Raw genomic sequence first — 26,174 nt, forward strand, 5'->3', positions numbered from 1 at the left:
CCCTCTCCTGCGACGAGAGGGGAGTGATGTTCCCCCTTCCCTTGCAGGGAATGGGGTTGGGGGGTTAGGTTTTTTAATCCACATTTTCAAGCTTGACACGCCAGTAGGTTGGGTTGAGTGCGAAAGCTAATCATAACAAGCGTGTTGGGTTTCCCTTCGGGAAGCTCCGCTAACACTGTCGTACCGCTACGCGGAAGCAAGCTACAACCCAACCTACATTTTTACTCCGTAGGGACGTTTTCAGCTAAGAGCTGACATTAAACGCTGCGTGACATGTTTGCGGAGCATTCCGGAACGGAAAACGCATTTTTGTTATGCAACGTCTCTACTACTCCCTATTCCCTACTCCCTAATTATATGAAATCATCCATACCAACAGAAACGGACTTAGTGTTAATAGGAGGCGGTCATAGTCATGCGATCGCTATCCGAAAATTTGCCATGAACCCTATACCAGGAGTTAGACTAACTCTCATTACAGATGTATATCACACTCCCTATTCCGGGATGTTGCCTGGATATGTGGCGGGTTTATACAACTTTGACCAATGTCACATCGATCTGCGCCCCCTCGCTAAATTTGCAGGCGCTAGAATATTTGTAGACCGCGCTATAGGTTTAGACCTGGAGAAAAATCAGGTACTCTGTGCTAACCGTCCCCCTGTAAATTTTGATTTACTTTCCATTGATATTGGTAGCACTCCCGCTAGTTTAACTGTACCGGGGGCAACAGAATATGCTATTGCAGTCAAACCTATATCAAAATTTCTCAGCTATTGGCATCAGATAACAACAATGGTTTCTGAGTCTCCAACACAGAAAATGCGAATCGGAATAGTGGGTGGTGGTGCAGGAGGTGTGGAGTTAGCTTTCGCGGTGGAAAGTCATCTCCATCAGATTTATCGCAATGCTAAACAACCTACTGATAATTTGGAATTGCATCTATTTCAGCGGGGCACGAGATTATTACCAGAACGTCATCGTTGGGTAGGAAAGGAAGTTGAGAAAATTTTGAAAAGTCGTGGCGTGGTATTGCATTTAGAGGAAAATGTTGGGGAGGTCGTCGCTCACACGGATTTTGCCACGGATACGCGGATGAATTCGGGGCAATCTCCAACAGCAAGCGATCGTGGTTTGGGTAAAGAGGAAAATGTTGGGAATGTCGTCGCTCACACGGATTTTGCCACGGATGCACGGATGAATTCGGGGCAATCTCCAACAGCAAGCGCTCGTGGTTTAGGTTCTAAGGAAAATGTTGGGAATGTCCTCGCTCAGACGGATTTTGCCACGGATGCACGGATGAATTCGGGGCAATCTCCAACAGCAAGCGCTCGTGGTTTGGGTTCTAAGGAAAATGTTGGGAATGTCCTCGCTCAGACGGATTTTGCCACGGATGCACGGATGAATTCGGGGCAATCTCCAACAGCAAGCGCTCGTGGTTTGGGTACAGAGGCAAATGTTGGGGAGGTCGTCGCTCACACGGATTTTGCCACGGATGCACGGATGAATTCGGGGCAATCTCCAACAGCAAGCGCTCGTGGTTTGGGTACAGAGGCAAATGTTGGGGAGGTCGTCGCTCACACGGATTTTGCCACGGATGCACGGATGAATTCGGGGCAATCTCCAACAGCAAGCGCTCGTGGTTTGGGTACAGAGGCAAATGTTGGGGAGGTCGTCGCTCACACGGATTTTGCCACGGATGCACGGATGAATTCGGGGCAATCTCCAACAGCAAGCGCTCGTGGTTTGGGTAAAGAGGCAAATGTTGGGAATGTCGTCGCTCACACAGATTTTGCCACGGATGCACGGATGAATTCGGGGCAATCTCCAACAGCAAGCGCTCGTGGTTTGGGTAAAGAGGAAAATGTTGGGGAGGTCGTCGCTCACACGGATTTTGCCACGGATGCACGGATGAATTCGGGGCAATCTCAAACAGCAAGCGATCGTGGTTTAGGTTCTAAGGAAAATGTTGGGAATGTCGTCGCTCACAAGGATTTTGCCACGGATGCACGGATGAATTCGGGGCAATCTCCAACAGCAAGCGATAGTGGTTTGGGTAAAGAGGAAAATGTTGGGAATGTCCTCGCTCACAGTGATTTTGCCACGGATGCACGGATGAATTTGGGGCAATCTCCAACAGCAAGCGATAGTGGTTTGGGTAAAGAGGAAAATGTTGGGAATGTCGTCGCTCACACGGATTTTGCCACGGATGCACGGATGAATGCTGACAATGATTTTGCTACGGATGCGGGAATGAATGAAACGCCCTATCCTTCATACTCTACTCTCAAAATTGTTCGTTGTGATTCAGGGTTGGAAGTAGAATGCAATATTCTGTTTTGGGTGACTCAAGCATCGGCAGCACCTTGGTTACAACAAGCAGGTTTGGCAACAGATGCGAGAGGTTTTATTTTGGTCAATGATAAATTACAGTCAATTTCTCATCCCCAAGTTTTTGCAGCAGGAGATGTGGCAACAATGGTGAATCATTCTCGCCCCAAAGCTGGGGTGTTTGCGGTGCGCCAGGGAAAACCTTTATTTGAAAATCTGCAACGCGCTCTCCTAGGAAAACCGCTCAAGTCATTTATACCTCAGAAAAAATTCCTGATTTTGATTGGTACTGGTGACGAACGGGCGATCGCTTCCCGTGGCAAAATAGGTTTTGGTCCTTATCAGTTACTCTGGCGTTGGAAAGACCGGATTGATCGTAAATTTATGGATAAATTCTCTAATCTGACAATGGAAAGCAAAAAGCAAAAAGCAGAAAGCAGAAAGAAAGATTCCCCGATGCACTGTGCTGGTTGTGGAGCAAAAGTTGGTAGTCGGGTTTTGGAGAATGTGCTGCACAAAATTCCCCAGAAAATAAAGAGGGATGATATTTTGATTGGTTTGGATACGCCTGATGATACTGCAGTGGTTAGGGTGCCAACGGATAGGGTAATGGTGCAAACGATAGATTATTTTCGGGGATTGGTGGATGACCCCTATTTGTTAGGAAAAATTACAGCTAATCATTGTTTGAGCGATTTGTTTGCTATGGGAGCGATGCCTCAAAGTGGATTGGCGATCGCTACTATTCCCTATGCTGCTCCGACTAAACAGGAGGATAGTTTATATCAATTATTATTAGGAGCAACGGAAGTTTTGAATCAAGCGGGTGCTGTGTTAATGGGTGGTCATACAACGGAGGGAGAGGAGCTTGCTTTTGGTCTCACCTGTAATGGTTTAGCATCACCAGAAAAACTATTGTACAAGAGAGGGATGCAACCGGGAGACGTGTTGATATTAACGAAAGCTTTGGGAACAGGAACGTTATTTGCTGCGGATATGCGATTCAAAGCAAGAGGACGTTGGATTGAAAGTGCGATTAGATCGATGTTAGTTTCTAATCAGAATGCTGCTCAGTTGTTATTAGAGTATGGCGCGACTGCTTGTACTGATGTGAGTGGATTTGGATTAGTCGGACATTTATTGGAAATGTTGAAAGGGCAAAGAGTGGGTGTGGAGTTAGATATGGAAGCTATTCCTGTTTTGCCAGGAGTAGCTGAAACTTTAGCACAAGGTATTTTTAGTTCTCTGTACCCGGAAAATCTGCAACTATCTGCATCAATTCAAAATCGGGAACAGGGGAGTTTGCATCATGTTTATCCGTTGTTGTTTGACCCGCAAACTTCTGGTGGGTTGCTTGCTACGGTTCCTGCTGAGTCGGCGAGTGTTTGTTTGAATGCGCTACAACAGGAATATATTGAAAGTAGGGCGATCGGGCGAGTGTTATTATTAGAGACTGGGATGCTGCCAATTAGGATCTGCTGAATAAATTGGTTGCTGGGGGTAGGACACGGGGACGCGGAGACGCGGAGATGGGGGGAGACAGGCAACGGTTTGGGCCATTTTATGTGTAGAAATTTTCTTGATTTTCAGCAGAAAATTTCAGTGTTTTAAAGTCAATAAGACCGAATAACTAGGAGATAAATTGAATACAAAAAGCTTCATTACCTTAGCTATCATAACTTTTAGCTTTATTCAGCAAGTGCCAATTATTCCTCCTACCGGGACTTAAACAAAATAAACCCAAAAAACAGGCTCAAATTAAGACCGGCAAATGCTTTTACGTCAAAAAGGCATAAATATTGAATAAGCACGGGTTCTAGCCATTTTTAGGGCATCGACGTAATTCTCATATCTAGAGAGACTTTGAGGAATTTTTCCGACCATAAAATGTTTAAGTACCACTACTTTCGAGTATCTTCCCACCCTTTCCACACTTCCCACACTTCCCACACTTCCCACACTTCCCACACTTCCCACCCTTCCCACCCTTCCCACACTTCCCACACTTCCCACACTTCCCACACTTCCCACACTTCCCACACTTCCCACACTTCCCACACTTCCCTTGACTCCTGACTCCTGACTCCTAAATTCCCTACAACCAATTTCCCACTAAAATAAAAGTTGACCAAAAATAGGGATGCTCAAATTCTGGATTTATTATTCCTGTTTGAGCATCTTTTAAAATTTGTTGTTGCGCTCGACGTAAAGCTTCTGCTTTGGTAATTTTTGGGTTTGTTAACTGTTGATATAAATTTTTCATCAATGCAGCAGTCGCTTCATCACTCACATACCACAGACTGGCAATGGTACTTCTTGCTCCTGCTCTCACGGCAATTCCAGCTAACCCTAATGTTGCTCGGTCATCTCCGGTAGCAGTACGACAAGCACTCAATACTAATAATTCTATTGGTTGGGTTTGCTGAGTACCCGATCTAATCATATTTCGTAATTCCTCAACATTAATTTTGTCATCCCAAGTCAAAATAAAAGTATCTTCAGCATTAGAACTAAACTCGCCGTGGGTTGCTATATGAATTACTTGATAAGTAGTGTTGGCGACTTCGGTATTAGCTTTCTTTTCTGTAAACGACTCATTAAGTAAAATTTCACTGGAAGCTTGAATTTTAATATCCTCTAATTCTTTTTTCACATTGGGTAGTGGTGGAAAACCTTGACGACTTTCAGTTATGCCCATGCTTAGTATTTCTAGTTCCTTTCGTGCTAATGGTTGAGGATCTATTAACTCCAGACTAGGAGCGATCGCCACATTATATTTCTGAGCTAGATATTTTTTACCATCATAAAGACTAGCTAAAGGAACATTACGCAAACTTCCTTCTAAGACAAATACTAAAGTTTTTATCTGATTATCTTCTAATTGTTTTTCAATAGGATTAATTAACCAATTATAGATTTTTTCAGCAGGTTCCCAATAGTTTTCTATAAAAATTCGTTTTTGAGGATTTGTCAAAGCAGTCAACAGAGTTTTAACGGTTGAATCTACTTCTTGCTTTGATATTTTTATTGTGTAATAAACCAGAGGTTGTTCTGGTATAGCTAAAATTACCGCCAGGCGATCGCCCAAAACAATTGTATAGAAAATAGCTGCATTTTTATCTACCAGATCGATTTCTACAGGTTGAGCATCTAAACAAGCATTCCGAAAAAAATTATCCAGTTCAGCTAACTGTAAAGCTTCAATTATTTTTCGTGCTTGTCTCAAATTTTCTTGAGTAATAGTATTATCTTGAGCAGACTTATACGGTTCTAAAAGTAAATCTACTAACTGACGATAAACTGGTTCTACACTATCTCGAAAATCAAACTTTAATTCTGAACTTACGGCAACTATATCACTGCGCAGAGTGCGGATAGTTTCTACTGCTTGAGAATAAGCTAATATAGCCTCTTCTTTATTTTTTTGAGCCTTCAAAATCCGACCTAATTGCCATTCCCACTGATAAACAATATCAGCAGCATTAATAGCTTGAGCTAAATTTAAAGCTTTTTCTGTTAACTCTTTTGCCTCATTCCATTGTTGGTTATATTCATATAATTTCCCCAAATTACCTAAAGCATAAGATTCGGCTCTTGTGTCTCCTAAATTTCTTGCTCCTTGAACTGCTTTTACCAAATAATCAGCAATTTTTACTGTCGAATAAAATGGTTGATTATTGCCATTTGCCAATACGATTTCTCGTAATTCTATTAAACTCTTGGCTAGATTAATTCTGGCATAGATAGCAGCTTGAGAACTTGGTAATTGATTCAGTAAATCATCAATATTTTTTACTAATTCTGTAGCAGCAAAATCTTGTTTTTGTTGTACAAATAGGTTTAATTGATTGAGCATTCCTTGAATTTTAATTTCTGCTACAGGAGATTCCTCTATTGCTGCTTGATAGAATAAATTAGCTGCTTCAGGATTTTCTAAAAGTATAGCTGTATTGCCTAAACTAATTAAAATTATGGCGATTTCTTCTGGTGCTTGTAAATTTTCTGCTATTACCAAACTAGATTCTAAAACTTCTTGAGACTTTTTTACCTGACCTATTCCTCGCAGTACATCACCCAAACTTTGTAATGCTTTTGCCTTAACTATAGTATCTGGCTGGTCTTGCAAATTTGCTCTAGCTCTTTCTAACTTTTTCAATGCCTGAGAATATAAACCCAATCCTTGTAAAGCTTGAGCTTGATTAATATTACTCCGAGTTAACCCTAGATAATTTTCAATTTCTTGATAAATTTGACTAGCTTCTTTCCAAGTATTTAAAGCCCCTTCTGCTTGACCAATAGATAATAGTAACTGACCTTTCACTTCTAAAACACTAGCAGTAAGTTGTGCTGTTTTTTGATGATTTGATATTTGTTGAATTAGATTAAAACAGCGATTAATTGTTGCTTCTGAATTTTGCCATTCTCCTAGTTTTAGATAAACTAAACCTAAATTTCTGAGCGCTCTGATCTGACCATAATCATCACCTTGATCGGCATAATTCTTAATAGCTGCTTCTAACAAAAATATACTGCCATAAAAATCTCCTTTTTCAAAAAGTTTTTGTGCTTCTGCTTCTAAGATACTCTCCGATATAGTCGATACTTGAGTTAATAGATGCCAATTTATTTGACTGGTTTTAACTTGATTATTATTCAGAGAAATAGCCTGAACTTTTTTGATTTTCAATCCCAAAATTAAGGCATAAGGAAGAACAAGAAATGCAGAAGCAAAAATACACATTTTCAGCATATATTTAACCAAGATTTGAGTAGCATTCAGCGGTTAGCTATCAGATTCATTATCTGAACTTTCCTGAATATTATTATCAGGACTTACACAAAATATTACAGCAATGCATGAGGATCGTGAGGTACAGTTTTTGCAGTTCAAGCATCCTGCTTGTTACAGGCAAGAATCCTGAACTGCAAAAAGTGGTAAAAGTTTGTACCTCACGCGCCTCCGAAATTGCTGTAAGTCATACACCATTTTTAGGGGCGTTACGAAGTATGCGAAGCAAACGGCCGTTCGCCCCTACTAGATATAGTCGTTCTGCGTAAGTCCTGATTATATCATATCCGCTGGTATCATTTGTGTATATCCAAAGCACATCAAATTCCCTTGCCACACTGAGAATAAGGTTCTATTATCAGTATTGGCAAAAAATTACGTAGGGGTTTGGTGACCAAACCCCTACTCCCTCGGTAGTGGTGTACAAGTAGTGAGATCCTAAAAAAAGTCAAATTTTCAAGGGAATATGATTTCTTTGAAACTAAGAATTGAAGGTACTTTACTGTTTCCAGTTAAGAGTTAAGTGTTCCCTTTCTCCACAATAAATCACAATCATCAAAGGACTACCCAATATTGAATTGTACCGATACTACCGGATTTGATAGCAGACATCAGATTAAAGAAACTTTTTATTAGAACTTGCGCTTGCGTAGACGGGAACCGACACCCAAAACACCAAGAGTTAACAGACCAAAAACTGAACCAGGTTCAGGAACTGCTTTTGCTTGAAAGGACGCAAAGGCAACACCACCATCACCGTCTGAAACTCGCAAATTCATGGCATAAATTCCTGATCTTGAGAAAGACCATTCGCCGCTGCTGCCTGTAAAGTCGTCGAATAAACCATCCCCATCGAAATCCCAATCAAAAGTGAGAATATCGTTAATACCTGGGTCTGTCGCCGTGGAGGCAAAATCGAATGTGGTGTTGGTACGGATAGTGAAATCCTCTGTTAAGCTGGTAATAATAGGGTCGAGGTTGTTGACTGTTAAGGTTCTGGTCAGGGTGTTGCTGATACCACCATCGTCGTCTCTTGCTCGACCTGTGTAGGTAAAGGTGCCATCGTCTGCAAATACTCCTAGATTTGTCCTGGTTAAACGGTTGCCGGAAGTGCGGGTATCGGTGCCGATGTTTTCGTCGTTCAGGAAAAAGGATATGGAGTCAGCACCAGGATCTGTGGCAAATAGTTCTGCAAATGCTGAGTCGCCTTCGTTGATGACTGAGTTGGAGAGGTTAAAACCTTGCAGAGTCGGTGCTACGTTTTTGACGTTTACGGTTCTGGTGACTGTTTCGCTGACAACACCGTCTTCGTCTCTTACTTCTGCCGTTTGGGTGTAACTGCCATCGTCTGGAAAGGGACCGAGTTGTACTGTTGTGGATATGGTGCCGGAACTTCCTGATGAAGTATTGGTACTCAACTTTTGATTATTAACATAGACGTCGAGAGCATCTTGGTCTATATCTGTAGCAGATAATGTTGCCGAGACTAACTCCCCTTCAAAAATATTGATGTTTTCACTCTGACCGTTGATTAAAAAGGATTCAAGCGTCGGAACAGTTTCCAGTCCTAAAGTGTCGCCGTCAGCTTCGGAAGCAGTGACAATAGTAACGGCATAACCAGGACGAGAACCAGCATCATTAATAGATAAGTAACCAGGAATATTTTTGTTGAAAGCAGCATGAGCAGATGCACGCCAGTTACTTAAACCTCCAGTTGTTAAGCCTTCGTTCACTGCAAAGTCAGAAGTTTCTGTGGGAATGACTACACGATTTGTTTCAAAGTAGGAAACATAACCTTCTAATTCATCTTTCAAAAAAGAGCGATCGTTTAGCCACCACTGCCGACTTCTACGGTCTCTAGGACCCCAACCATCAGTCAAAGCAACAATACCCATGCCTTCTCCACTACCTGCCCAGTTAACGGCATTGATTAAGAAACCAAGGGGACCATTAGGACGAGGACCAGGGTTGCCAGTATAGTGATTGTCAGCATCCTGACCCGTTAAGAAAGTGCGGTTGCCCCTAGCTTCGGATATCACCTCTTTGTTATTCAAAATTCCAGTCGGGTCAAAGTCAAGTACCCCGCGCTTTGACCCAGTTCCGATCGCCAAAACATCATAATCAGAAAAGGTGGGTGTAGGATCTTCGGGATTCCAGAAAGTGAGATTCCAATTTAAACTGCCATCTCCTGCTGGATCAAATGTTGGTGCTAGAGCAGCTAACTCTGATATTTCGGCATTGTAAGCATCTGTCTGACCATACCACAGAACATTGAGGGATGCAGCATTAGCAGCAGAGGCAGAAAATAGACTGAAAGTAGTCACAACAGCTAAGGTTGCTTGACTGACTAGAGGATGTTTTTGGTTGCTCATAATTATCTCCGTTAAGTAGATTAGATATAGGGGTAAAAGTTTATTCGCCCCTACATTAATAATTTAGAAACGCTTCTGTAAAATAAAAATGCGCCTATGTGTGTGATTAATTGTTCAATAATAACCCACGAATATCAAAAAAAGTTGTCGAAGATCGACAACTTTTCTGAAAAATTTAAAAAGCTATTCATAGCAATACATTCAGCATAAATTGACAAAATTATTTTTAAACATTGTCGATCTTCGACAACTAACATTAATTATCGGGATGATATAATTTAAAATTTTGCTTACAGCGCTTTTCAAATTGATGAACCATATTTTCACAAGCAAAACGTTGTAGGGACGTTCCATGGAACGTCCCTACTGTGGTCTACTAATTATGAAAACCGCTGTAAACACACCCGTTTCAAGAAATCGCAGAGACTCAAGTTTGGTTGAAATTTGCAGTCAGATCATGTCGAGAAATAAGTTTTTTCCTTAAGCGTCAATCCTCTCCCTTTTAGGGAGAGGTAATTATCAATTATCAATTATCAATTATCCATTATCCATTAACTTCTGAAGCATCACCCCCAACAACAACATTCCGAATCCGCAAACTCGGACCGCCACAACCAACAGGTAAATCATCTTGCCCACCTTTACCACAACCGCCCGACTCATCCCAATAAAAATCATCAGCGATCGCTTCAATATCAGCCAAAGTATTAAACACATTTCCAGAAAGAGTCACATCCCGCACAGGTTCTGCTAACTCACCATTTCTAATCATCCAAGCTTCTCCGGCACTAAAAGTAAACATTTCCCCATTAGTCATGCCACCTAACCAGTTGCGAGCATAAACTCCCTCCTTAATATCAGAAAATAAATCGGAAATAGGAGTCTTTCCTGGTGCTATCCAAGTATTAGTCATCCTCACCAGAGGTGGATAATGATAGTCAAGACAACGTGCGTTACCCGTAGCTACTTCCCCCAATTTCCCCGCAGTTTCCCGCGAGTGCAAACGCCCTACCAAAACGCCATCTTGAATCAATTGAGTAGTAGTTGCTGGAGTACCTTCATCATCATAAATATAACTACCTCGATGCACTTCTCCCTTTTCTGCATTTAGTAGAGGTGGTACCTTCGCACCATCAAATATTTGTAAATTCTCAGGACCAAATCTCCTACCAATAGTCATCACTTCTAATAGATCGGGATTTTCGTATACCATATCTGCTTCTGAAAGATGACCAAAAGCTTCGTGAACAAATAAACCTGTAAGAATAGGGTCAATAACTACAGTATAAGTATTACCAGGAACTATGGGTAAAGCTAGAGAATTAACCGCTCTCTCAGCAGCGCTACGAACTCGATTGTCTAAATTAGTTAAATCTTCATACGCCTTACGAGAACCTGTAGTTTCTCTACCAGTTTGTACAGTTTCTCCATTTTTAGCAGTAGCAGCAAAGCGCATTTCCATGTCTGTCCAAGATTGTTCTAAGATGGTTCCTTCTGAAGTCGCTAGAATGACTTTTTGGGTACTGTCTCCATAACGTACAGATATGGTGGCAATTCGAGGATCGACACTCCGCAGCACTTGGCCATAATGTTCGCAGAGTTCTTTTTTATCAGCTAGAGGTATGTGACGGGGGTCTTTACCTGTCAGAGAAACTACATTAGTTGCTTGAATGATTGGTATGGGAGCTAAGATAGTTTCTTCTTGACCAATTAGTTTAGCAGCAGCGATCGCCTCTTGTATTCTATCTTTTAAGGTGGATATTTGATTAAAACTGGCAAAACCCCAAGCTCCTTTATAGCACGCTCGGACTTGACCGCCAATGGAAATTCCTTCACTCAGGGTTTCTATTTTGTGGCCTCGCAAGAGAATATCTGTTCCTTGGGATTCTTCTAGGCGAATGGCCAAATAATCTACTTGAGAACTATAATCGGCGAGCAGGTCTGATAATAGATTTTTAGCTTCAGTTAGTGATATGAGCATTTATATTTTTAATTATTTGTGAAAAAAAGGGGTTTGGAGACCAAACCCCTACGATAATTAATATTACAACCGATTTGGCGTCTAGTGTGGGAAGTGTGGGAAGGGTGGGAAGGGTGGGAAGGGTGGGAAGGGTGGGAAGGGTGGGAGGTGTGGGAGGTGTGGGAGGTGCCGAAAGGGTGGGAAGTGTCGGAAGTGTCGGAAGTCTGGGGATGACAATCAAGAATTTTAGACCACAAAGTAGGGACGTTTTGCTGCGCAACATGAAACGCATTTTTGTTATGCAACGTCCCTATAGGGTTATCATTAGAGTTGTTGGGAAAAATGTTTATAGAACCCCTGAAGGTATCTCTAAAAAATTAGGTGGGGAAATGGGTAAATGGAGAATATGGTGGTATTTTTCTACCTTTTTCCTCCAACTGTTTCTCTCGCTACTAACTTCCTGTTCCTCTCCTCGGATTTGCTCAGGGTGGGTTAACTCCTGTCTCCTGTCTCCTGTCTCCTGTCTCCTTTGCCAAAAATTCTCACTTTGGCTCATATTCCAAATGGCTTCTATACAGCATAGCTATTACAGGAGGTACTGATAACTGTTAACTAATAACTAATAACTGATAACTGATAACTGGTAACTGATAACTGAAATGACAAACTTTACTTCCACAGAAACAACTCCTAGATTACTTGTTGTAGCTACTGGTAATCCTGGGAAAGTTGTAGAAATGCAAGAATATCTAACAGATTTGAATCTCCAATTAGAACTCAAACCTAAAGATTTAGAAATTGAGGAAACTGGGGAAACTTTTCTAGCTAATGCTTGTCTCAAAGCAAGTGAAGTGGCAAAAGCAACCGAAAAATGGGCGATCGCTGATGATTCGGGATTAGCTGTAGATGCTTTGGATGGCAGACCCGGAATTTATTCTGCTCGTTATGCTCCTACTGTTGCTGAACAAATAGAGCGAGTCTTGAGAGAATTGGCAGATAACCCTAATCGCCAGGCACAATTTGTCTGCGCTCTAGCTATTGCTCGACCTGACGGTACAATAGTATTAAAGACTGAGGGAATTTGCCGTGGAGAAATTTTATATTCCCCCCGTGGAAATGGTGGGTTTGGTTACGATCCTATTTTTTATGTTCCTTCAGAAGAAAAAACTTTTGCCGAAATGTCTCCTGAAATGAAGCGATCGCTCTCCCATCGTGGTGAAGCTTTTAAAATATTACTGCCTCAAATAAAAGCGATGTGTGGCTAGTCTGTTATTGAGTAGGTTGAGTTTCGCGAGCTTAACCCTACCTAATCAAAACTAAGACGTCTTAGTTATTAGAAATATTATCTTATTTTAGATTATAGCAAGTATCTGTTTTAAATGAGCTTATATCTAGGAGTTGATAGCGGTCAAGCTTTTGAAATATTATTGCCTCAGATCAAAGCGATGTTTTGCTAGTTTGTTATTGAGTCAGTTGAGTTTCGCGAGCTTAACCCTACCTAATCAAAACTAAGACGTCTTAGTTATTAGAAATATTATCCTATTTTAGATTATAGCAAGTATCTGTTTTAAATGAGCTTATATCTAGGAGTTGATAGCGGTCAAGCTTTTGAAATATTATTGCCTCAGATCAAAGCGATGTGTTGCTAGTTTGTTATTGAGTAAAAAGTTGGGTTGACAGAAGCAGAAAATTACGAACTCCTGGCATTAATGCAAGTTTACAAAATTAGGTTATTGCAGAAATCTGAAGCTTTAGCTGTAGCACTGCAAAAAGGTTTGAGGGTTCCACTACATCCATGAGTCAACTACCAGAAAGCATTTGGAAGTTCGTGAGACAACGAGCTAAGAATTTTATGGAAGATCATCAGAACTTAGACATAACCACTATATTTAGTAGTAGTTAACAGGCATTCACCGCGACAAATTCTGTATTATTTGATATTTTGCCTAAGTCCTGATAATATTTATCTGACTAATTGTTAAAAATGAAGGGAGAATAAAAAATATTTATGTTTCTAGAATCACCAGAAGCAAATCCTAAAATTTTGTTAGATATTATTAAATCTGCTGTGGCAGGAAAAGTTGTTATTCCTGATTTCCAAAGGTCTTTTGTTTGGAAAAAAGATGACATTCAAGATTTACTAACTTCTTTGTTGCAGGGTTATTTTATCGGAATATTTCTGATGTTAGACACCCCTAGGAAAAACCCAATGTTTCCTTTTAGATCTGTGGAAGGAATGACAGAGAAACCTAATGTTACAGAAACTGTGACATTAGTTCTTGATGGTCAACAACGCATTACTTCTCTATATTATGCACTTTATGAACCTAATCAACCTCTAAAAGGGGCTAAAAATCCTTATCGTTTTTATTTAGTTTTAGAGTCAGTTTTAGATAATGATTTAGAAAGTGCAGTTATAGGTATATCTGAACGTGATAGCCGTAGAAGAAAAGAATATGATGAATTAGTTAAACAACACAAAGCCTTACCTTTTTCTCTATTGCGAGATTCTGGTACTTTTAATAAGTGGCTATATCGAGAACAAAATATTTGGGGGGATAAAGAACAAGAATTATTGGTAAATATCTATAATAGGCTCGATAAATTTATGGTTCCTGTTATTTCCTTATCTTCTGAAACAAGAGAAGAAGATATTGTCAATATTTTTGAGCGAATTAATCGTACTGGTCTTAGTCTTTCTCTTTTTGATTTAGCTGTAGCAAAGCTTTATAAAAAAGGAGTAAAATTACGAGATTTATGGGATAAAGTTCAAAATAATTATCAGCAAGTTACCGCTTTAATTAAACCTGAATTTTTACTGAGACTAATTGCTTTGAGGCAAGGTAAAGAACCAAAAAAAGGTAACTTATTAAGAATGACAGGAGAAATAGAAGGTGAATTATTTGAAAAGTTATGGCATGAAGCAGTCAACTCAATAGTAACAGCTTATCAACGTTTAGTTAATGTGTATGGAGCCTTTGATTCTAGGTGGATTCCCTATACTACTTTAATTATTCCTTTGGCTGCTTTATTAAATAAAATAAATCGAGTTTCTGCTGGTGCTGAAGCTTACCAAAAGTTAGATTGTTGGTATTGGGGATGTATTTTAGGACAGCGTTATGAAAATGCTGTAGATAGCAAAATTTATAATGATTTTCAAAATATTGGTAGATGGATAGATAATCAGGGAAATCCACCAGAATGGTTGCAAAAATTATCTGTTCAAAGTTTTGATTTAAAGGCTGAGACTTTATATAAAGGATTAATGGGGTTAATTGCCTGTGAAGGTTCTAAGGATTTTTTAACAGGGCAACCTGCGGAAATTAATAAGTGTCAAGATGACCATATTTTTCCTAAGTCCCGTTATCAAAAGTATGATTTTGTTAATAGTATTCTGAACCGAACTTTAATTTCTCAAGCAACTAATAGGTGTAAAACTAATAAACTTCCAGCGGATTTTTTAGATGATTGTTTGGCTAAACATGGTGGTAATGAAGAGCAGCTTTTAGAAACTTTAGCTAGTCATTTTATTGATGAGAATGGATATGCAGCGATGCAAAATAATGATTTTATTAGTTTTATAAATTCTCGTCAGAAAGTTATGCAAAAAAAATTACAAGAAATTGTTTCTTTGGCTGAACCTATTGAGCAGTTGGAAGCTGTTTCTGAGGATGAGGTGACATATTGGTTAACTCCGGTTGCTGCTAATGAGGAACGTTCTGCTTCTGAGCAAATTAAGTTTTTGGTTGGTGAAGAAAAGATTTATGCTTTTGGAGATAAAACTCCTGGTCGAAAAAGTATTAAGTCTGGGGATAATATTTGTTTTTATGCCTCTGGGAAGGGTATTGTTGCTCATGCTTTAGTTAAAAGTAAACCAGAAAAATCAACTCATCCTAAAATTTTTAATTCTGATAGGTATCCTTGGGTTTTTGAGTTAGAAAAACCTTGTTTATATTTGGATAATCCTGTAGTCTTGGATGAAGATTTAAGGAATAAGTTAGATGCTTTTTTAGGGCGTGGTGATCGTTCTACTTGGTCATGGTTTGTTCAGGTTACTAGAAAAATTTCTGCCAATGATTTTATAGTTTTGACTAGAGATTTTTATAAGGTATAAAATTATCAATATAAGCCAGAAAAAAATTACATGATAATTAACACCAAAAATCTATGCCTAATATCACAATGAACCTACCCGATGAAATATTTTCTTCTATTGTTCGGCAAATACTACATCTTGCATTTTTGTTTATGTATTACAATGTAATATTAACTGAAAATTAATGTTTATGAGGCAAATAAAAAATGCAGCAGGAAATCAATTTTGTGACGCTGGATAGCGGTGAAAATATTAGGGTGGTAGAAGAAGGACGAGAAGGTTCAACCATTTTCGTCAGACCTTTAGGGGAAAATGAGCTAGATACAGGTAAAACAGTCAAATTCGATCCTGAGAAGGAAAAGTTAGACATCACAAAACCTATTTATTGTGCTACTTTGCACACTACCGGAGAAGTGGGAAGAAAAGATGACATATTAACTTGGGTCAGAGTTGTTCCTGATGGACGTGAAGGTTCTACAGTTTATGGTCGAACATTGCTTCCTGACGAGCAAGATACAGGTATAGCACCACAACTTAGACGAGGAGATAAATTTGTACTTCGGGCTAGTAAGTTAGTTATTTCAGTAGACAGCATTGACGCTAGTGTTGCTAATAAATTTGAGGATGGTTACGCTAATATTACAAATACAGTTTGGACTGTTCTATCAGTATTTCCAATGTTAGGAGGAAAGACACCACCAGAGAAAGAGTCACGTTTTTTGTTAGCTGCGGCAAGAAGATTAGATGCTTCTCATGGAAATCTTATGATTTTAATAGATAGATTTAATGAGCTAAATTCAGTAGACTATGGGATTAGAATACGCAACCTTATTTATGAAATCATCGGTTTTGTAGAAGTTTTTATTGTGGCAATGAACCGAGCTTTACAAATGGCTTTACAGTTAGAGCAACACTTTTCTCTAAATACCAGGTTTCCCGCTTCGGTTAAAAATAAACTTTCTGCTATCAAAAAAATCAGAGATGCCTATGAACATATTGAAGATAGAGCACTGGGTTTAGTTCGTGGAAAACCCGATCCTGATGCTTTATCAGTTTTTGACCATAAGCCATTTTTTGACAAAGGAATAGTTTCCTACGGCAAGCATGAACTTGATATTAATAATGAAGCAATTCAGTTGCTTATTGATACCCGAAACTACCTTAAGGAAGTAGCATCAGAACTGGTTAGTGACAAATAAATAATAAGCTTTTGCTTATTGATACCCGAAACTACCTTAAGGAAGTAGCATCAGAACTGGTTAGTGACAAATAAATAATAAGCTTTTTGACCAGAGAGCGATCGCTATTGATGCTACTTCGGCAACTTTACTATTGTCCAATAGTTATGGTAAACCTGTGACTGAAGCGCTTCTTGATAACGACAGCAGGGGAATGACAATGATGAAGAAATTGAAAAGTATTGCCCCTTCTAATCATCCAGTTATTAGCTTGATTTTGGTACTTCTGGAGCGCGTTCTGTGGTTATTGACTCGAATTTTCTAGTTACAGCAGTTTTCATGTCAGTACACCACAGTAGGGACGTTCCATGGAACGTCCCTACAAGGTTTTTGTTGTGCCGGTGTGGTTCATTAATCTGAAAAGCGCTGTAAAGTACAAACCCAGTATGCCTCAAACCAAAATTTTGTCGGGAGGAGAGGTTGACTGGCATACTGCTACCAGTTATGATGCAACTAAGGCTTTTATTCATGTTTTATTTAACCAACTTACTAAAAACTAAGACGTCTTAGTTTTTGCATATACTAACGTATCTTAAATTATAGCAAACATTTACTCACAATGAACTTATTCTTAGGACTTGATTTTGGCACTTCGGGAGCGCGCGCTGTAGTTATTGACTCTAATCTCCAGGTTAAAGCACAAACGCAGTACGTTTGGGAAACTGCTGAGGAAAATAAATTGCCTCATGTTTGGCAAAAAGCTTTATTTCATCTCCTAAACAATATTCCCCAGGAAATACGAGGGGAGATTCGAGCGATCGCTATTGATGGTACTTCGGCAACTGTACTATTGTCCAATAGTTATGGTAAACCTGTGACTGAAGCGCTCCTTTACAACGACAGCAGGGGAGTGACAATGATGGATAAGTTGAAAAGTATTGCTCCAGATAATCATCCTGTTATTAGTGCGACTTCTAGTTTCGCAAAGTTGTTATGGTTGATTGAAAATATTTCTCTGTCAAATCAAACTTATTATTTTTTGCATCAAGCTGACTGGTTAGGGTTTTTGCTTCATGGAAAACTAGGGGTGAGCGACTATAACAATGTTTTGAAACTGGGTTATGATGTGGGCGACTTATCTTACCCAGACTGGTTAACTAATTTTGTTAATTCTGAAGTTGGGAAAAATATCCAGTTACCAGAAGTAGTTACACCAGGTGCAATAGTGGGAAATGTTACTCCAGAAGTTGTTAATAGTTTTGGTCTGTCTCCTGAATGTGTTGTTTGTGGGGGTACGACAGATAGCATTGCTGCTTTTATCGCTAGTGGTGCTAATACTCCGGGAGAAGCAGTAACTTCTTTGGGTTCGACTCTGGTGTTAAAACTTTTGAGTCGTACTAGAGTTGATGATGCTAAATATGGCATTTATAGTCATCGTCTCGGAGACTTATGGTTAGTCGGTGGTGCTTCTAATACTGGGGGTGCTGTTTTACGACATTTTTTTTCTGATGCTGAGTTGGAAAGTTTCAGCAAGCAAATAGATCCTAATGTTGAAAGTGGGTTAGATTATTATCCTTTGTTGCACAAGGGCGATCGCTTCCCTATTAACGATCCAGAATTACTGCCAAGATTAGAACCTAGACCAGAAAATCCCATACTGTTTCTTCATGGTTTGCTTGAAGGTATTGCCAAAATTGAATTACGAGGTTATGAATTGTTGCAAGCATTAAGCGCAGCTACCCTGACTAAAGTCTATACTGCTGGAGGCGGTGCTAAAAATCCTACTTTTTCAGAAATTCGGGGACGATATTTAGGAGTACCTACAATTAAAGCTGTTTATACTGATGCAGCTTATGGTAGTGCTATTTTAGCAAGTAGTCATTCAACAATTAATAATGAATAATGAATAATTAATAATTACCTCTCCTTGAAACCGATAGGATTGACTAATTATGAAAATTTTTATTTCAGGACTTACGCAGAACCGCCATACCTAGTAGGGGCGAATGGCATTCGCCCCCTACAGATAGCGTGTTGTCTAAGAATTTGCGTAAGTCCTGTATTTATTATCCCCTATCCAAGGGGAGGCTTTAAACCAAAATTTTTCGGTAATAGGGAAACCGGACATGATATAATTATACCGATGCTACCGGATTTGGGCGTTGGTGATTTGAGGTATGATTTCTTGTCTGGATAAGAGCGCAAAAAAAAACTTTCTCCCTCTACTTCCCTCTACTATATCTTTCTTCTTCTTTCTTTCCTCCTGACTCCTGACTCCTGACTCCTGACTCCTAAATAATTAAGGTTAATATCACACACGCGCTTCACCAACGCCCGGATTTGATATACTTGATCAATAATAATTGATTTTATTTTTGATTATCACAGATGTCTTGTGTAGTTTTTTCTCACATTTCCCACACCTCCCACACTCTCAATTTTTTGGTAGTCCTGCTGAGGAATGGCGAAGATACATAAGTTTTGTAATTTCTTCCCACACTTCCCACACTTCCCACACTTCCCACACTTCCCACACTTCCCACACCTCCCACACCTCCCACACTTCCCACACCTCCCACACCTCCCACACTCTCTCTACCATTCCTCAGCACCACCACCAATTTTTTTACCACAGGGAACCTGCTGATACAGTTATATCCTGCATGGTAATACCCAATGCCTCATCACGACACAAGAAAGCAGCCACTGCCCCAATTTCCTGTGGTTGTATAATTCTCTTCTGAGGATAGCTTTCCTTAATTTCCTCTAAATATTCAGTAGCAGTTCGACCTTCAATTTGGGAAAGTCGTCCGATCATTCCTTCCGCTAACTTAGTTTCTACCCAACCGGGACTAATTGAGTTACAAGATACCCCATAAAGTGCCCCTTCCAAAGCAACACAGCGAGTGAGTCCAAGAATTGCTGCTTTAGAAGTGCAGTAAGCAGCGTGAAGCGGAGCGCCTATTGAAGCAGAAGTTGAGGCAATATTAATAATACGACCCCATTTCCGTTCTATCATTCCTGGAAAACATAGCTTAGTAGTACGATAGATACCATTGAGATTAATATCTATGACCTTATACCACTCTTCATCAGGATGATTGCACATTTGATGCTCATAAGCAATTCCAGCAGCATTGACAAGAATCTTTACGCCTATCGAAAAAAGAGATTAGGACTGTAAATGCAAAAACAAGAATATCCTTAAAAATCGAGATCGACAGGGCTATAGCCATTCTCTTTTTTGAGAAAAGTTTCCATATCCCTCACTTTTATCTGGAGCTGATCTACATCCTCTCTGTCGGGGAGTGAATCGACTTTATTTGATATTTGACTCGCCCACCAAGTAACTCCAGCGATCGAGGATATTTCAAGCCCTTCGATCGCTATCCCTCTCAATAATTCTATCAGATGCTCCATTTTTTTTAAGATTGCTATTTACGTCCATTGCCATATACCTATGCTATACCCATATTCAGCGATCCACTTCTTGGGATAATAACTCACCTTCATTACTGAAGACGGTAGGTACTGAATAATGTTGCCTACGCGAATCAGCTCTCTTACCCCTAATTGTAACCCCCTTGCAATCAGCCCAGTAGGAATAGTATCGCTAACATCGCTCACGTAAATTCTGCCAGCGTAAACCCAGGTAGGTTTAGCTGCTACTTCTACTCTAACGAGAAGATCGGCAACCTCATGGATTATTGATTCATAAGGACTATTAGACGTTAATGATCTAATTTCTTTTAAAGTCCACATTACTTTAATAATCACTGTTTCTACCAGTGCCCGCTTAACTGTCTTTATTTTGCAACGATCTTTGTTAATCCCTCTGTACTATCCCAAGGATAGTACAGCCTTTTCCCTGATTGAGGAGTGAATCCTAGAGGCATTTTATCCGCTGTAGCAAATCTGGCTATAAATAAGCTAAAAGCAGCTATAGAGACTGCTTGAGGCACACGGACAGAGTACCAAGAACGAAACTTACCTCCTTTTTTGTTCTTGATCGGAGTATGGAGTTTCACTGAGTATTGTGTCCCCATTATTGTCTGAGAGAGAGGAGTAGATTCTGTATCTCTAGTATTAGCCCATCCCGCTCTTTTCGATACTGTGTTTTCCTCGGTCTTCGACTTCGCTGCCTCAAATCTTTTAATTGTATCGGTAACGCCTAACGCTGTTATTTGTGTCTCTAAAATTGCCTCTGACGATATCCCTAGAGCTTTAGCGAATGGAGTAGGGATTTCAATCTCTACAAACCTGTCAACTGCTATTAGAATTTCTAGGCTGATCCTTCTCTTTCTCTTATAAGCTAATTTAGCTGCTGTAATGATGGCATTTTTTGACGAACCTACCCCGGCATCTTTATTTGCCGCTCTTCCAGTCATCTTGTCTTACCCCTATTGATTGTTCTTTTTTGCTATTCAGTTTGTCAATGAAGACGTCCGATTCATCAGTCTTCATTAACAAGAAAGTTATTACCCTACTTTTGGATAAAACACCTCTTGTGCTGTGCTTACATAGCCATTCGCAGCTAAATCGGTCAACATAGTCTGTGCCACAGTTGAAGTCTCCAGGCCAGTTTGGTTGTTAAGGTTCTTTGCGATGATAACCTGCACGCAGTCCTTATTTGTACCTGTATCAGGGTCTGTGTCAGCCTGTAACGTCGTCGCGTGTTCTATGCACATAGCGAGTTGTCCTTCAAAGGTTGTCGCCATTGATAGATTTATTGGTGCTGCCATATTGGATATCCTTTACTTCATATATTGCTACTGAACACCCTAATACTAACTCGCTAAAACTCTGTATGACAAGCTTTTGAAATAAATAAGGCTTGCTACAATATTGTAGCAATTCATCTCCACCTCTACGGATCTGATAATGAGATAGAAGTGGACAATGCCTCATTTAATAAAAGATCGAAATTTACGGGCTTACTCTTATCTCCAAAATTAAACCTTCTGGAAATACTTTGTTTTGCCTCAGTGGTCAGACCAAGCTCTTCATATTTTGTAGCCCTAGGAAAATTTCTTACATAAAAATGGCTAAGATACATCAGTTGTTTTTTCCTAGGCTTCCATCTGCTTGTAGCCTGACCATCCCTCTCAGTAAACTCAGGAGTGCCCACGGGGTTAAGCGACGTTAGCTGTTGAAATTTCCTCAGCATCTCCTTACATTCCTGTTTGGTAGCTCCTCTCACCACAAGTTGTCTGCCATTTTCAAGATCCATCATTCCTTTGAAGTCGCCGTCGGTAAACGCGCTAGGCCGAAATAACTCTTCGAGCCTTTCCCATGACAATTTAACACGAGCTATATTAGGCACTCTAAGCTTTGCGGTGGCTAATTTCTTCCTGTTTTCTTTTCCCCATGGTTTATCCAAAGTAGAGTAAAAATGGAATTCTACTTCAATACCGTTGTTTCCGATAATTGGCTGGTCGTCCTCGGTGGTAACAACCAGCCCAATATCGCGCGCGATTGTTCACAACTTCTAGAGTAGAATTGATTGTCATTACTTGACTTAATATTTGTTCGCTGTTACCGTGAACATAGAACTCTTCACTCTGTGATCTATCGGGTTGGTATATAAGCGTTTGTTGTTCACGGTCAGCGTTCTGAAACTGCATTGCATCCCAGATACTAGCCATGTTTAAAGCAGTGTCGCTAAAGCCGTCCCTAGCTTCCTCCACAAACTCTTCTATATTGTTTCGTAATTGCTCGTTATTAATGGATTCGTAAAATTGCTGCTCTTTTTCTGCGAAGCTCCAGTCCTCAACGTTCTTGTCTCCCCAACTATTAACAGCCTTTTCCGAAATACCCATTTTTGTGACGAGTGCTTTTATCTTAGGATTCTTGTATGCTTCTTTTATGAGGTTCCTGACACCTTTATAAGTGGATAAAAACGCAGCGGTTAGGAGGGAACGTCCTGCTTGTATCAGTAGCCCTCTCATATCTGTCAATAGCTCTAAAAAAAGATCGTCGGCTATTTGAGCCACAAGCAATTTTGCCAAATAAGGATTGATATAAAAGGCAACTGCGCTACCTAGTCCTACTGCTGCAAGACTGCCTATGTTTTTCCCTAAAATACCAAAAACTCTAGTCTCAAAAGCATTCCACATACTTTGTATCTGCTGATCTATCTGCTCATCACTGATATCCCAATTAAAATTCCAAATGAAAGAACTTCCTTCCAGGAACCACTCGACAATTTGAGTAGCGCTAAATTTAAGCATATTGCCGATCGCTCGCCCGGCATTTACAAGAAAACCCTTGAAAGCGGAGAAAAGGTTTGAGAAGAAATCACCAGTTGAGATTAACTGGTCAAAGCTTTGGACTTGCCTAATTCCAGACCCCCCAGTGACTTGTTGTCTCACATTAAGCGATCTAAATTCATTTCTGTTTATAGTTATAGCCATAATATTCTATTCTGTATTGACATCCTCCCAATGTTGCTCTTACGAGACAGCGAGGAATTCCCATCCATCACTCGAAGAGACTAAGCTGAACAAATGACTCAGAGTAGGTTGACACGTTATGGAATCTGCTGGCAAGCCAGCCTGACGCTTCCTCCGTGTCCGATAAATAATCGACCAGTACCCCTTCCCTCCGGGACGTTACGCGAACGGCGACTTCATTGAAAAGTGATAGTTGATAGTGTAGCTCTTCCGCAAGAAGTACTGGATTCTCTGTTACTGTTTCTTCAAATATTTCAACCTTGGCTTTTGGTTTAAACACTTCCAAGATATCAATAGCAGCGTTTACATCTCTATCATGGGATAGACCACAATTCAAAGAAGTCCATCCTCTAATGTTCAGCTCTTTTTCACCACCTTTAAAGCCACAATTAGAACAATGCATGACTTGTAGCTTCCCATCTATAAATAACCTTAAATTCCCTACCATATTTATCACACTTAGCCTCAGTTAAAGTCCTGAATTCTCTCCAACTTAAATCTGAGATTGCCTCTGCTAATTTGCGGTTTTTAACCATCTCAGAAACATTCAAATTTTCTAACACAATAATGTCGTTTTTTCGACCAAATCAGTTGACAGTTTGTGCAGGAAATCTGTGCGAATGTCTTTGATTTTAGTATGAAGTTTAGCTACTTTTAATCTACGTCTTTCACGACGCTTGCTTCCTTTTTCAGTACGAGCAAATTTACGCTGGAAGTTAGCCAGTTTCTTAAGGTTTTGCTTGAGAGGTTTTGGAGCATTAATTTTACCTCCATTACTCAAAATTGCAAAAGTCGAAATCCCCAAATCAATTTCTATTGAATTATTAGTTTTAGGCAAAGACTCAGGATTTATATCTACTACAAAACTAGCAAAATAAAGATTTGCCTACCTCTTTGATTATTGTCAAAATTGTTTAGTTAAGTCCACATAGCTAGGTTTATTTTTGTTGCTAGAGTATAGTTGATTGCAATGTGCTAATGTATTATTCCAAACATATCTACAACAACCAAATAGTTAATGAATCCGCGTTATTTGAATATGGTTGGGATAGATGCGATATTTGTACCTGGCCTTCAATTTTATCGACCCGTTACTAATATTAGTTACTATACTATAGCATGGGTTGGTATTCATCCCGACGTTCCCCCGGGGGAGAGGGCGGGTCTTCTACCAATATTTATATTTAGATAAAGTTTTATAATGAGATAAAAGTATGCTTATCTACACAAAGTCATGCAGCGACGCCCCTGTATCAAATGTGTAGTTCATATTTCCTGAATAGCTACCGCTGACAATAATTTCATTATTTTGGTAGAAAGCGTTAACTCTGCATTCTATGATACAATCACTTGACATTACAGGACTGGATAGGTACTGCATCAAAGGCAGGTTTAATCTTACAAGAGAATTGTAAAGCAATACATCTCCTAAATAGTCTCTTGTCGCTCCTACCTTCGCGAACATCGTCAGTTTAACAGCGTGATACCTCCCAAATTTATCTTTAGTAGTCTCGTTATAGAGACTAGAATATTTTATGTCTTTATTCGTTCTGACGCTCGTGTTATCCGTTAGTAAATATTCTTGGTAAGGTTTTGGGGTCAAAGCAGGTAAATAGTACGAGCATTTCATAAAATTTATGCCATAATTAAAATTATAATTAGTGCCAACTATAGCAGATTGATACTTGGAGGTAACATCTGGGAAGTTTACAATTTCCGTGTAACCAGTAGTTTGAATCTTTCTAACAAAATATCCTGACACTGGTTCTGATATGCGATCCTTCATTTTTCCTCTTTATTGATGCTAGTAAAGATACTAATATTATTCTACTTTAAATTCCATGTCACCTAACCTATCAAAAAAAAGGTCAAGGTCAAACTCTCGATCTAGAAGATCGAAGAAAAAAGAATCAAATGATGGATTAGACTTGGGTGATCTTGACCTAGGGTACGAAAGTGAAACACAATTCACTGATGAAGAGGAATTTGAGACTGAGTGGGGAATATCTATTTCTTGGGGTGACAACACTGTCACCATTACTAACGAGAAAATAAAGTTAGGGATTGACGTCCTTGGTGTCGGCCTGAGCGTAAGCAACGATAATGGTGGCACTGTCGGTATAGGTTTCGGAATAGTAGGAATTGAATACAACGCAGAGGGTGGAGGTAAACTAGACTACTTCGATGGACTATACAAAATTGAAGTAGAGAAAGAAGGGTGTACTTATATTAAAAAATACTATATAAATAACATCTATACCCACACTGAAGTCCAAAAGATACCAGGTTGTAAAGAGGAGGAAGGGGACGACGACGGAGATAATGGCAAAGACGTAAGAGGGGATGAGAACCTTCCTCCTGGAGGCGATGGTGGGTCTCTGGGAAGCCCGATGCCCTTGCCAGACGATGCTATTCTTGCTGGATATTGGTGGGCAAAAACGGTTGAAAAACATCTTTTCGAATATGTTCCTGAAGACGAGGGAGGAGTTAAAGTTACAATAGATAATGGAAATGGAAATATATACAGTTATCATGGAAGAACTGAACAAAAGGGCGTGCCACCAGGGAATGGCTACAGAAAATTAGCTGGATACTCAGGCACAATAATAGTACCTTATTCTTCCACCTGGAATTATGGATACGGAAGGAGTATTACAACTCAATATATGCTTCTTGTAAAACCTTCTTGGGACGGGACAATCCAGGGTGCGTGGCGGGATTTACTCGCAATATTGGGCAAATGGATTTCATCCGTGTCCGAAGCGGAGCTGGTGCGAATGGCTCACGACGAGCGATTTGATGGTTGCAGTTGGCCTTCAGTCTGCAATCCTCATCTTATTATAGCAAGAAGCACTGATATTTCCCTAGATTTAACTCCCCCGGCGGGAAGTCCCGCGCTCTCCCGTAAGGGGAGCGTCGGGATGAGAGCCGGGCTAGGGTGTGCGGTTTTCACAAGATCCTGTTTGCTATAGCTATTGACAATTATACACACAGCC

26 protein-coding genes and 3 pseudogenes are annotated in these 26,174 nt (G+C 39.9%); 12 read left to right on the forward strand and 17 right to left on the reverse strand.

The window, feature by feature from the left end; translation table 11 throughout:
* Positions 1 to 357: 357 nt before the first annotated feature.
* The 3 genes and pseudogenes from F6K40_RS41005 to selD all read left to right on the forward strand — a co-directional run.
* Positions 358 to 1,071 (forward strand): annotated as a pseudogene (locus F6K40_RS41005) (FAD-dependent oxidoreductase); the annotation flags it as partial.
* Between the two features lie 1,224 nt (positions 1,072 to 2,295).
* Positions 2,296 to 2,736, forward strand: a pseudogene (locus F6K40_RS41010) (FAD-dependent oxidoreductase); the annotation flags it as partial.
* A gap of 3 nt (positions 2,737 to 2,739) precedes the next feature.
* Entirely contained in the window at positions 2,740 to 3,813 is a 1,074-nt protein-coding gene (selD, locus tag F6K40_RS41015) for a selenide, water dikinase SelD (RefSeq protein ID WP_365672645.1), read from the forward strand.
* Between the two features lie 300 nt (positions 3,814 to 4,113).
* On the opposite strand, the gene F6K40_RS24405 is transcribed toward selD, so the two are convergent.
* The 4 genes from F6K40_RS24405 to F6K40_RS24420 form a co-directional block, all read right to left on the reverse strand.
* Positions 4,114 to 4,389 (reverse strand): hypothetical protein, encoded by a 276-nt coding sequence (locus F6K40_RS24405; protein ID WP_293139690.1) that lies wholly within the window; start codon positions 4,387 to 4,389, stop codon positions 4,114 to 4,116.
* Between the two features lie 37 nt (positions 4,390 to 4,426).
* Positions 4,427 to 7,081, reverse strand: coding sequence for a CHAT domain-containing protein (locus F6K40_RS24410; RefSeq protein WP_293139691.1), 2,655 nt, complete (start codon positions 7,079 to 7,081; stop codon positions 4,427 to 4,429).
* 671 nt (positions 7,082 to 7,752) lie between these two features.
* Entirely contained in the window at positions 7,753 to 9,492 is a 1,740-nt protein-coding gene (locus F6K40_RS24415) for a PKD domain-containing protein (RefSeq protein ID WP_293139692.1), read from the reverse strand.
* 544 nt (positions 9,493 to 10,036) lie between these two features.
* Complete coding sequence (locus F6K40_RS24420) at positions 10,037 to 11,473, reverse strand: TldD/PmbA family protein (RefSeq protein WP_293139693.1); 1,437 nt, start codon at positions 11,471 to 11,473, stop codon at positions 10,037 to 10,039.
* Positions 11,474 to 11,557: 84 nt separating this feature from the next.
* Here F6K40_RS24420 and F6K40_RS24425 point away from each other — a divergent pair, with 84 nt between their 5' ends.
* From F6K40_RS24425 to F6K40_RS24460, 8 genes are all read left to right on the forward strand, one after another.
* The gene (locus F6K40_RS24425) at positions 11,558 to 11,686 is read left to right on the forward strand and encodes a hypothetical protein (RefSeq protein ID WP_293139694.1); all 129 of its coding nucleotides are present in this window, start codon (positions 11,558 to 11,560) and stop codon (positions 11,684 to 11,686) included.
* A gap of 425 nt (positions 11,687 to 12,111) precedes the next feature.
* Positions 12,112 to 12,717, forward strand: a complete 606-nt coding sequence (gene rdgB / locus F6K40_RS24430) for an RdgB/HAM1 family non-canonical purine NTP pyrophosphatase (RefSeq protein ID WP_293139695.1) — start codon at positions 12,112 to 12,114, stop codon at positions 12,715 to 12,717.
* 408 nt (positions 12,718 to 13,125) lie between these two features.
* The gene (locus F6K40_RS24435; protein ID WP_293139696.1) at positions 13,126 to 13,251 is read left to right on the forward strand and encodes a hypothetical protein; all 126 of its coding nucleotides are present in this window, start codon (positions 13,126 to 13,128) and stop codon (positions 13,249 to 13,251) included.
* Positions 13,252 to 13,460: 209 nt separating this feature from the next.
* A complete protein-coding gene (locus F6K40_RS24440; RefSeq protein WP_293139697.1) occupies positions 13,461 to 15,566 on the forward strand; it encodes a GmrSD restriction endonuclease domain-containing protein in 2,106 nt (701 codons plus the stop codon).
* Between the two features lie 188 nt (positions 15,567 to 15,754).
* The gene (locus F6K40_RS24445) at positions 15,755 to 16,747 is read left to right on the forward strand and encodes a hypothetical protein (RefSeq protein WP_293139698.1); all 993 of its coding nucleotides are present in this window, start codon (positions 15,755 to 15,757) and stop codon (positions 16,745 to 16,747) included.
* A 133-nt stretch (positions 16,748 to 16,880) separates the two neighbouring features.
* Positions 16,881 to 17,051, forward strand: coding sequence for a hypothetical protein (locus F6K40_RS24450; protein ID WP_293139699.1), 171 nt, complete (start codon positions 16,881 to 16,883; stop codon positions 17,049 to 17,051).
* 43 nt (positions 17,052 to 17,094) lie between these two features.
* Positions 17,095 to 17,286, forward strand: coding sequence for a hypothetical protein (locus F6K40_RS24455; RefSeq protein ID WP_293139700.1), 192 nt, complete (start codon positions 17,095 to 17,097; stop codon positions 17,284 to 17,286).
* Positions 17,287 to 17,345: 59 nt separating this feature from the next.
* Complete coding sequence (locus tag F6K40_RS24460; RefSeq protein ID WP_293139701.1) at positions 17,346 to 18,629, forward strand: FGGY-family carbohydrate kinase; 1,284 nt, start codon at positions 17,346 to 17,348, stop codon at positions 18,627 to 18,629.
* 505 nt (positions 18,630 to 19,134) lie between these two features.
* Here F6K40_RS24460 and F6K40_RS24465 read toward each other — a convergent pair.
* The 13 genes and pseudogenes from F6K40_RS24465 to F6K40_RS24520 form a co-directional block, all read right to left on the reverse strand.
* The gene (locus F6K40_RS24465; protein ID WP_293139702.1) at positions 19,135 to 19,314 is read right to left on the reverse strand and encodes a hypothetical protein; all 180 of its coding nucleotides are present in this window, start codon (positions 19,312 to 19,314) and stop codon (positions 19,135 to 19,137) included.
* Positions 19,315 to 19,352: 38 nt separating this feature from the next.
* Positions 19,353 to 19,886 carry an SDR family NAD(P)-dependent oxidoreductase gene (locus F6K40_RS24470; RefSeq protein ID WP_365672648.1) on the reverse strand — a complete coding sequence of 178 codons (534 nt, stop codon included), beginning with the start codon at positions 19,884 to 19,886 and terminating at the stop codon, positions 19,353 to 19,355.
* Positions 19,887 to 19,930: 44 nt separating this feature from the next.
* Entirely contained in the window at positions 19,931 to 20,146 is a 216-nt protein-coding gene (locus tag F6K40_RS24475; protein ID WP_293139703.1) for a hypothetical protein, read from the reverse strand.
* A gap of 18 nt (positions 20,147 to 20,164) precedes the next feature.
* Positions 20,165 to 20,503 carry a hypothetical protein gene (locus F6K40_RS24480; protein WP_293139704.1) on the reverse strand — a complete coding sequence of 113 codons (339 nt, stop codon included), beginning with the start codon at positions 20,501 to 20,503 and terminating at the stop codon, positions 20,165 to 20,167.
* Between the two features lie 29 nt (positions 20,504 to 20,532).
* Positions 20,533 to 21,114, reverse strand: a complete 582-nt coding sequence (locus tag F6K40_RS24485; RefSeq protein ID WP_293139705.1) for a hypothetical protein — start codon at positions 21,112 to 21,114, stop codon at positions 20,533 to 20,535.
* Between the two features lie 90 nt (positions 21,115 to 21,204).
* On the reverse strand, positions 21,205 to 21,468 hold the full coding sequence (locus F6K40_RS24490) for a hypothetical protein (protein WP_293139706.1): 264 nt from the start codon (positions 21,466 to 21,468) through the stop codon (positions 21,205 to 21,207).
* A 125-nt stretch (positions 21,469 to 21,593) separates the two neighbouring features.
* A complete protein-coding gene (locus F6K40_RS24495) occupies positions 21,594 to 22,106 on the reverse strand; it encodes a hypothetical protein (RefSeq protein ID WP_293139707.1) in 513 nt (170 codons plus the stop codon).
* Positions 22,107 to 22,131: 25 nt separating this feature from the next.
* The gene (locus F6K40_RS24500) at positions 22,132 to 23,139 is read right to left on the reverse strand and encodes a hypothetical protein (RefSeq protein ID WP_293139708.1); all 1,008 of its coding nucleotides are present in this window, start codon (positions 23,137 to 23,139) and stop codon (positions 22,132 to 22,134) included.
* Between the two features lie 67 nt (positions 23,140 to 23,206).
* Positions 23,207 to 23,626, reverse strand: coding sequence for a zinc ribbon domain-containing protein (locus F6K40_RS24505; protein WP_293139709.1), 420 nt, complete (start codon positions 23,624 to 23,626; stop codon positions 23,207 to 23,209).
* Complete coding sequence (locus tag F6K40_RS24510; protein WP_293139713.1) at positions 23,568 to 23,714, reverse strand: hypothetical protein; 147 nt, start codon at positions 23,712 to 23,714, stop codon at positions 23,568 to 23,570. Before F6K40_RS24510 ends, F6K40_RS24505 begins: the two co-directional genes overlap by 59 nt.
* A 20-nt stretch (positions 23,715 to 23,734) precedes the next feature.
* Positions 23,735 to 24,016: a transposase gene (locus F6K40_RS24515; RefSeq protein WP_375340597.1), complete on the reverse strand. Its 282-nt coding sequence runs from the start codon at positions 24,014 to 24,016 to the stop codon at positions 23,735 to 23,737.
* Positions 24,017 to 24,082: 66 nt separating this feature from the next.
* Positions 24,083 to 24,184: pseudogene (locus F6K40_RS41020) on the reverse strand (helix-turn-helix domain-containing protein); the annotation flags it as partial.
* A gap of 216 nt (positions 24,185 to 24,400) precedes the next feature.
* Positions 24,401 to 24,964 carry a hypothetical protein gene (locus F6K40_RS24520; protein WP_293139710.1) on the reverse strand — a complete coding sequence of 188 codons (564 nt, stop codon included), beginning with the start codon at positions 24,962 to 24,964 and terminating at the stop codon, positions 24,401 to 24,403.
* A gap of 55 nt (positions 24,965 to 25,019) precedes the next feature.
* On the opposite strand from F6K40_RS24520, the gene F6K40_RS24525 reads away from it, so the two are divergent.
* Positions 25,020 to 26,150 carry a hypothetical protein gene (locus F6K40_RS24525; RefSeq protein WP_293139711.1) on the forward strand — a complete coding sequence of 377 codons (1,131 nt, stop codon included), beginning with the start codon at positions 25,020 to 25,022 and terminating at the stop codon, positions 26,148 to 26,150.
* Positions 26,151 to 26,174: the final 24 nt, after the last annotated feature.

The organism is Okeania sp. SIO3I5, from assembly GCF_010672085.1.
Taxonomy (GTDB): domain Bacteria; phylum Cyanobacteriota; class Cyanobacteriia; order Cyanobacteriales; family Microcoleaceae; genus Trichodesmium.

Bases quoted from the DNA above. Each gene is read 5' to 3' on its own strand.
- F6K40_RS24420 (WP_293139693.1), bottom strand. From the start codon at position 11,473: ATGCTCATATCACTAACTGAAGCTAAAAATCTATTATCAGACCTGCTC.
- F6K40_RS24525 (WP_293139711.1), top strand. From the start codon at position 25,020: ATGTCACCTAACCTATCAAAAAAAAGGTCAAGGTCAAACTCTCGATCT.
- F6K40_RS24415 (WP_293139692.1), bottom strand. From the start codon at position 9,492: ATGAGCAACCAAAAACATCCTCTAGTCAGTCAAGCAACCTTAGCTGTT.
- rdgB (WP_293139695.1), top strand. From the start codon at position 12,112: ATGACAAACTTTACTTCCACAGAAACAACTCCTAGATTACTTGTTGTA.
- F6K40_RS24485 (WP_293139705.1), bottom strand. From the start codon at position 21,114: ATGACTGGAAGAGCGGCAAATAAAGATGCCGGGGTAGGTTCGTCAAAA.
- F6K40_RS24500 (WP_293139708.1), bottom strand. From the start codon at position 23,139: ATGGCTATAACTATAAACAGAAATGAATTTAGATCGCTTAATGTGAGA.
- F6K40_RS24455 (WP_293139700.1), top strand. From the start codon at position 17,095: ATGGAACGTCCCTACAAGGTTTTTGTTGTGCCGGTGTGGTTCATTAAT.
- F6K40_RS24520 (WP_293139710.1), bottom strand. From the start codon at position 24,964: ATGAAGGATCGCATATCAGAACCAGTGTCAGGATATTTTGTTAGAAAG.
- F6K40_RS24410 (WP_293139691.1), bottom strand. From the start codon at position 7,081: ATGCTGAAAATGTGTATTTTTGCTTCTGCATTTCTTGTTCTTCCTTAT.
- F6K40_RS24505 (WP_293139709.1), bottom strand. From the start codon at position 23,626: ATGGTAGGGAATTTAAGGTTATTTATAGATGGGAAGCTACAAGTCATG.
- F6K40_RS24490 (WP_293139706.1), bottom strand. From the start codon at position 21,468: ATGGCAGCACCAATAAATCTATCAATGGCGACAACCTTTGAAGGACAA.
- F6K40_RS24510 (WP_293139713.1), bottom strand. From the start codon at position 23,714: ATGGTTAAAAACCGCAAATTAGCAGAGGCAATCTCAGATTTAAGTTGG.
- F6K40_RS24440 (WP_293139697.1), top strand. From the start codon at position 13,461: ATGTTTCTAGAATCACCAGAAGCAAATCCTAAAATTTTGTTAGATATT.
- F6K40_RS24460 (WP_293139701.1), top strand. From the start codon at position 17,346: ATGAACTTATTCTTAGGACTTGATTTTGGCACTTCGGGAGCGCGCGCT.
- F6K40_RS24445 (WP_293139698.1), top strand. From the start codon at position 15,755: ATGCAGCAGGAAATCAATTTTGTGACGCTGGATAGCGGTGAAAATATT.
- F6K40_RS24475 (WP_293139703.1), bottom strand. From the start codon at position 20,146: ATGGAGCATCTGATAGAATTATTGAGAGGGATAGCGATCGAAGGGCTT.
- selD (WP_365672645.1), top strand. From the start codon at position 2,740: ATGGAAAGCAAAAAGCAAAAAGCAGAAAGCAGAAAGAAAGATTCCCCG.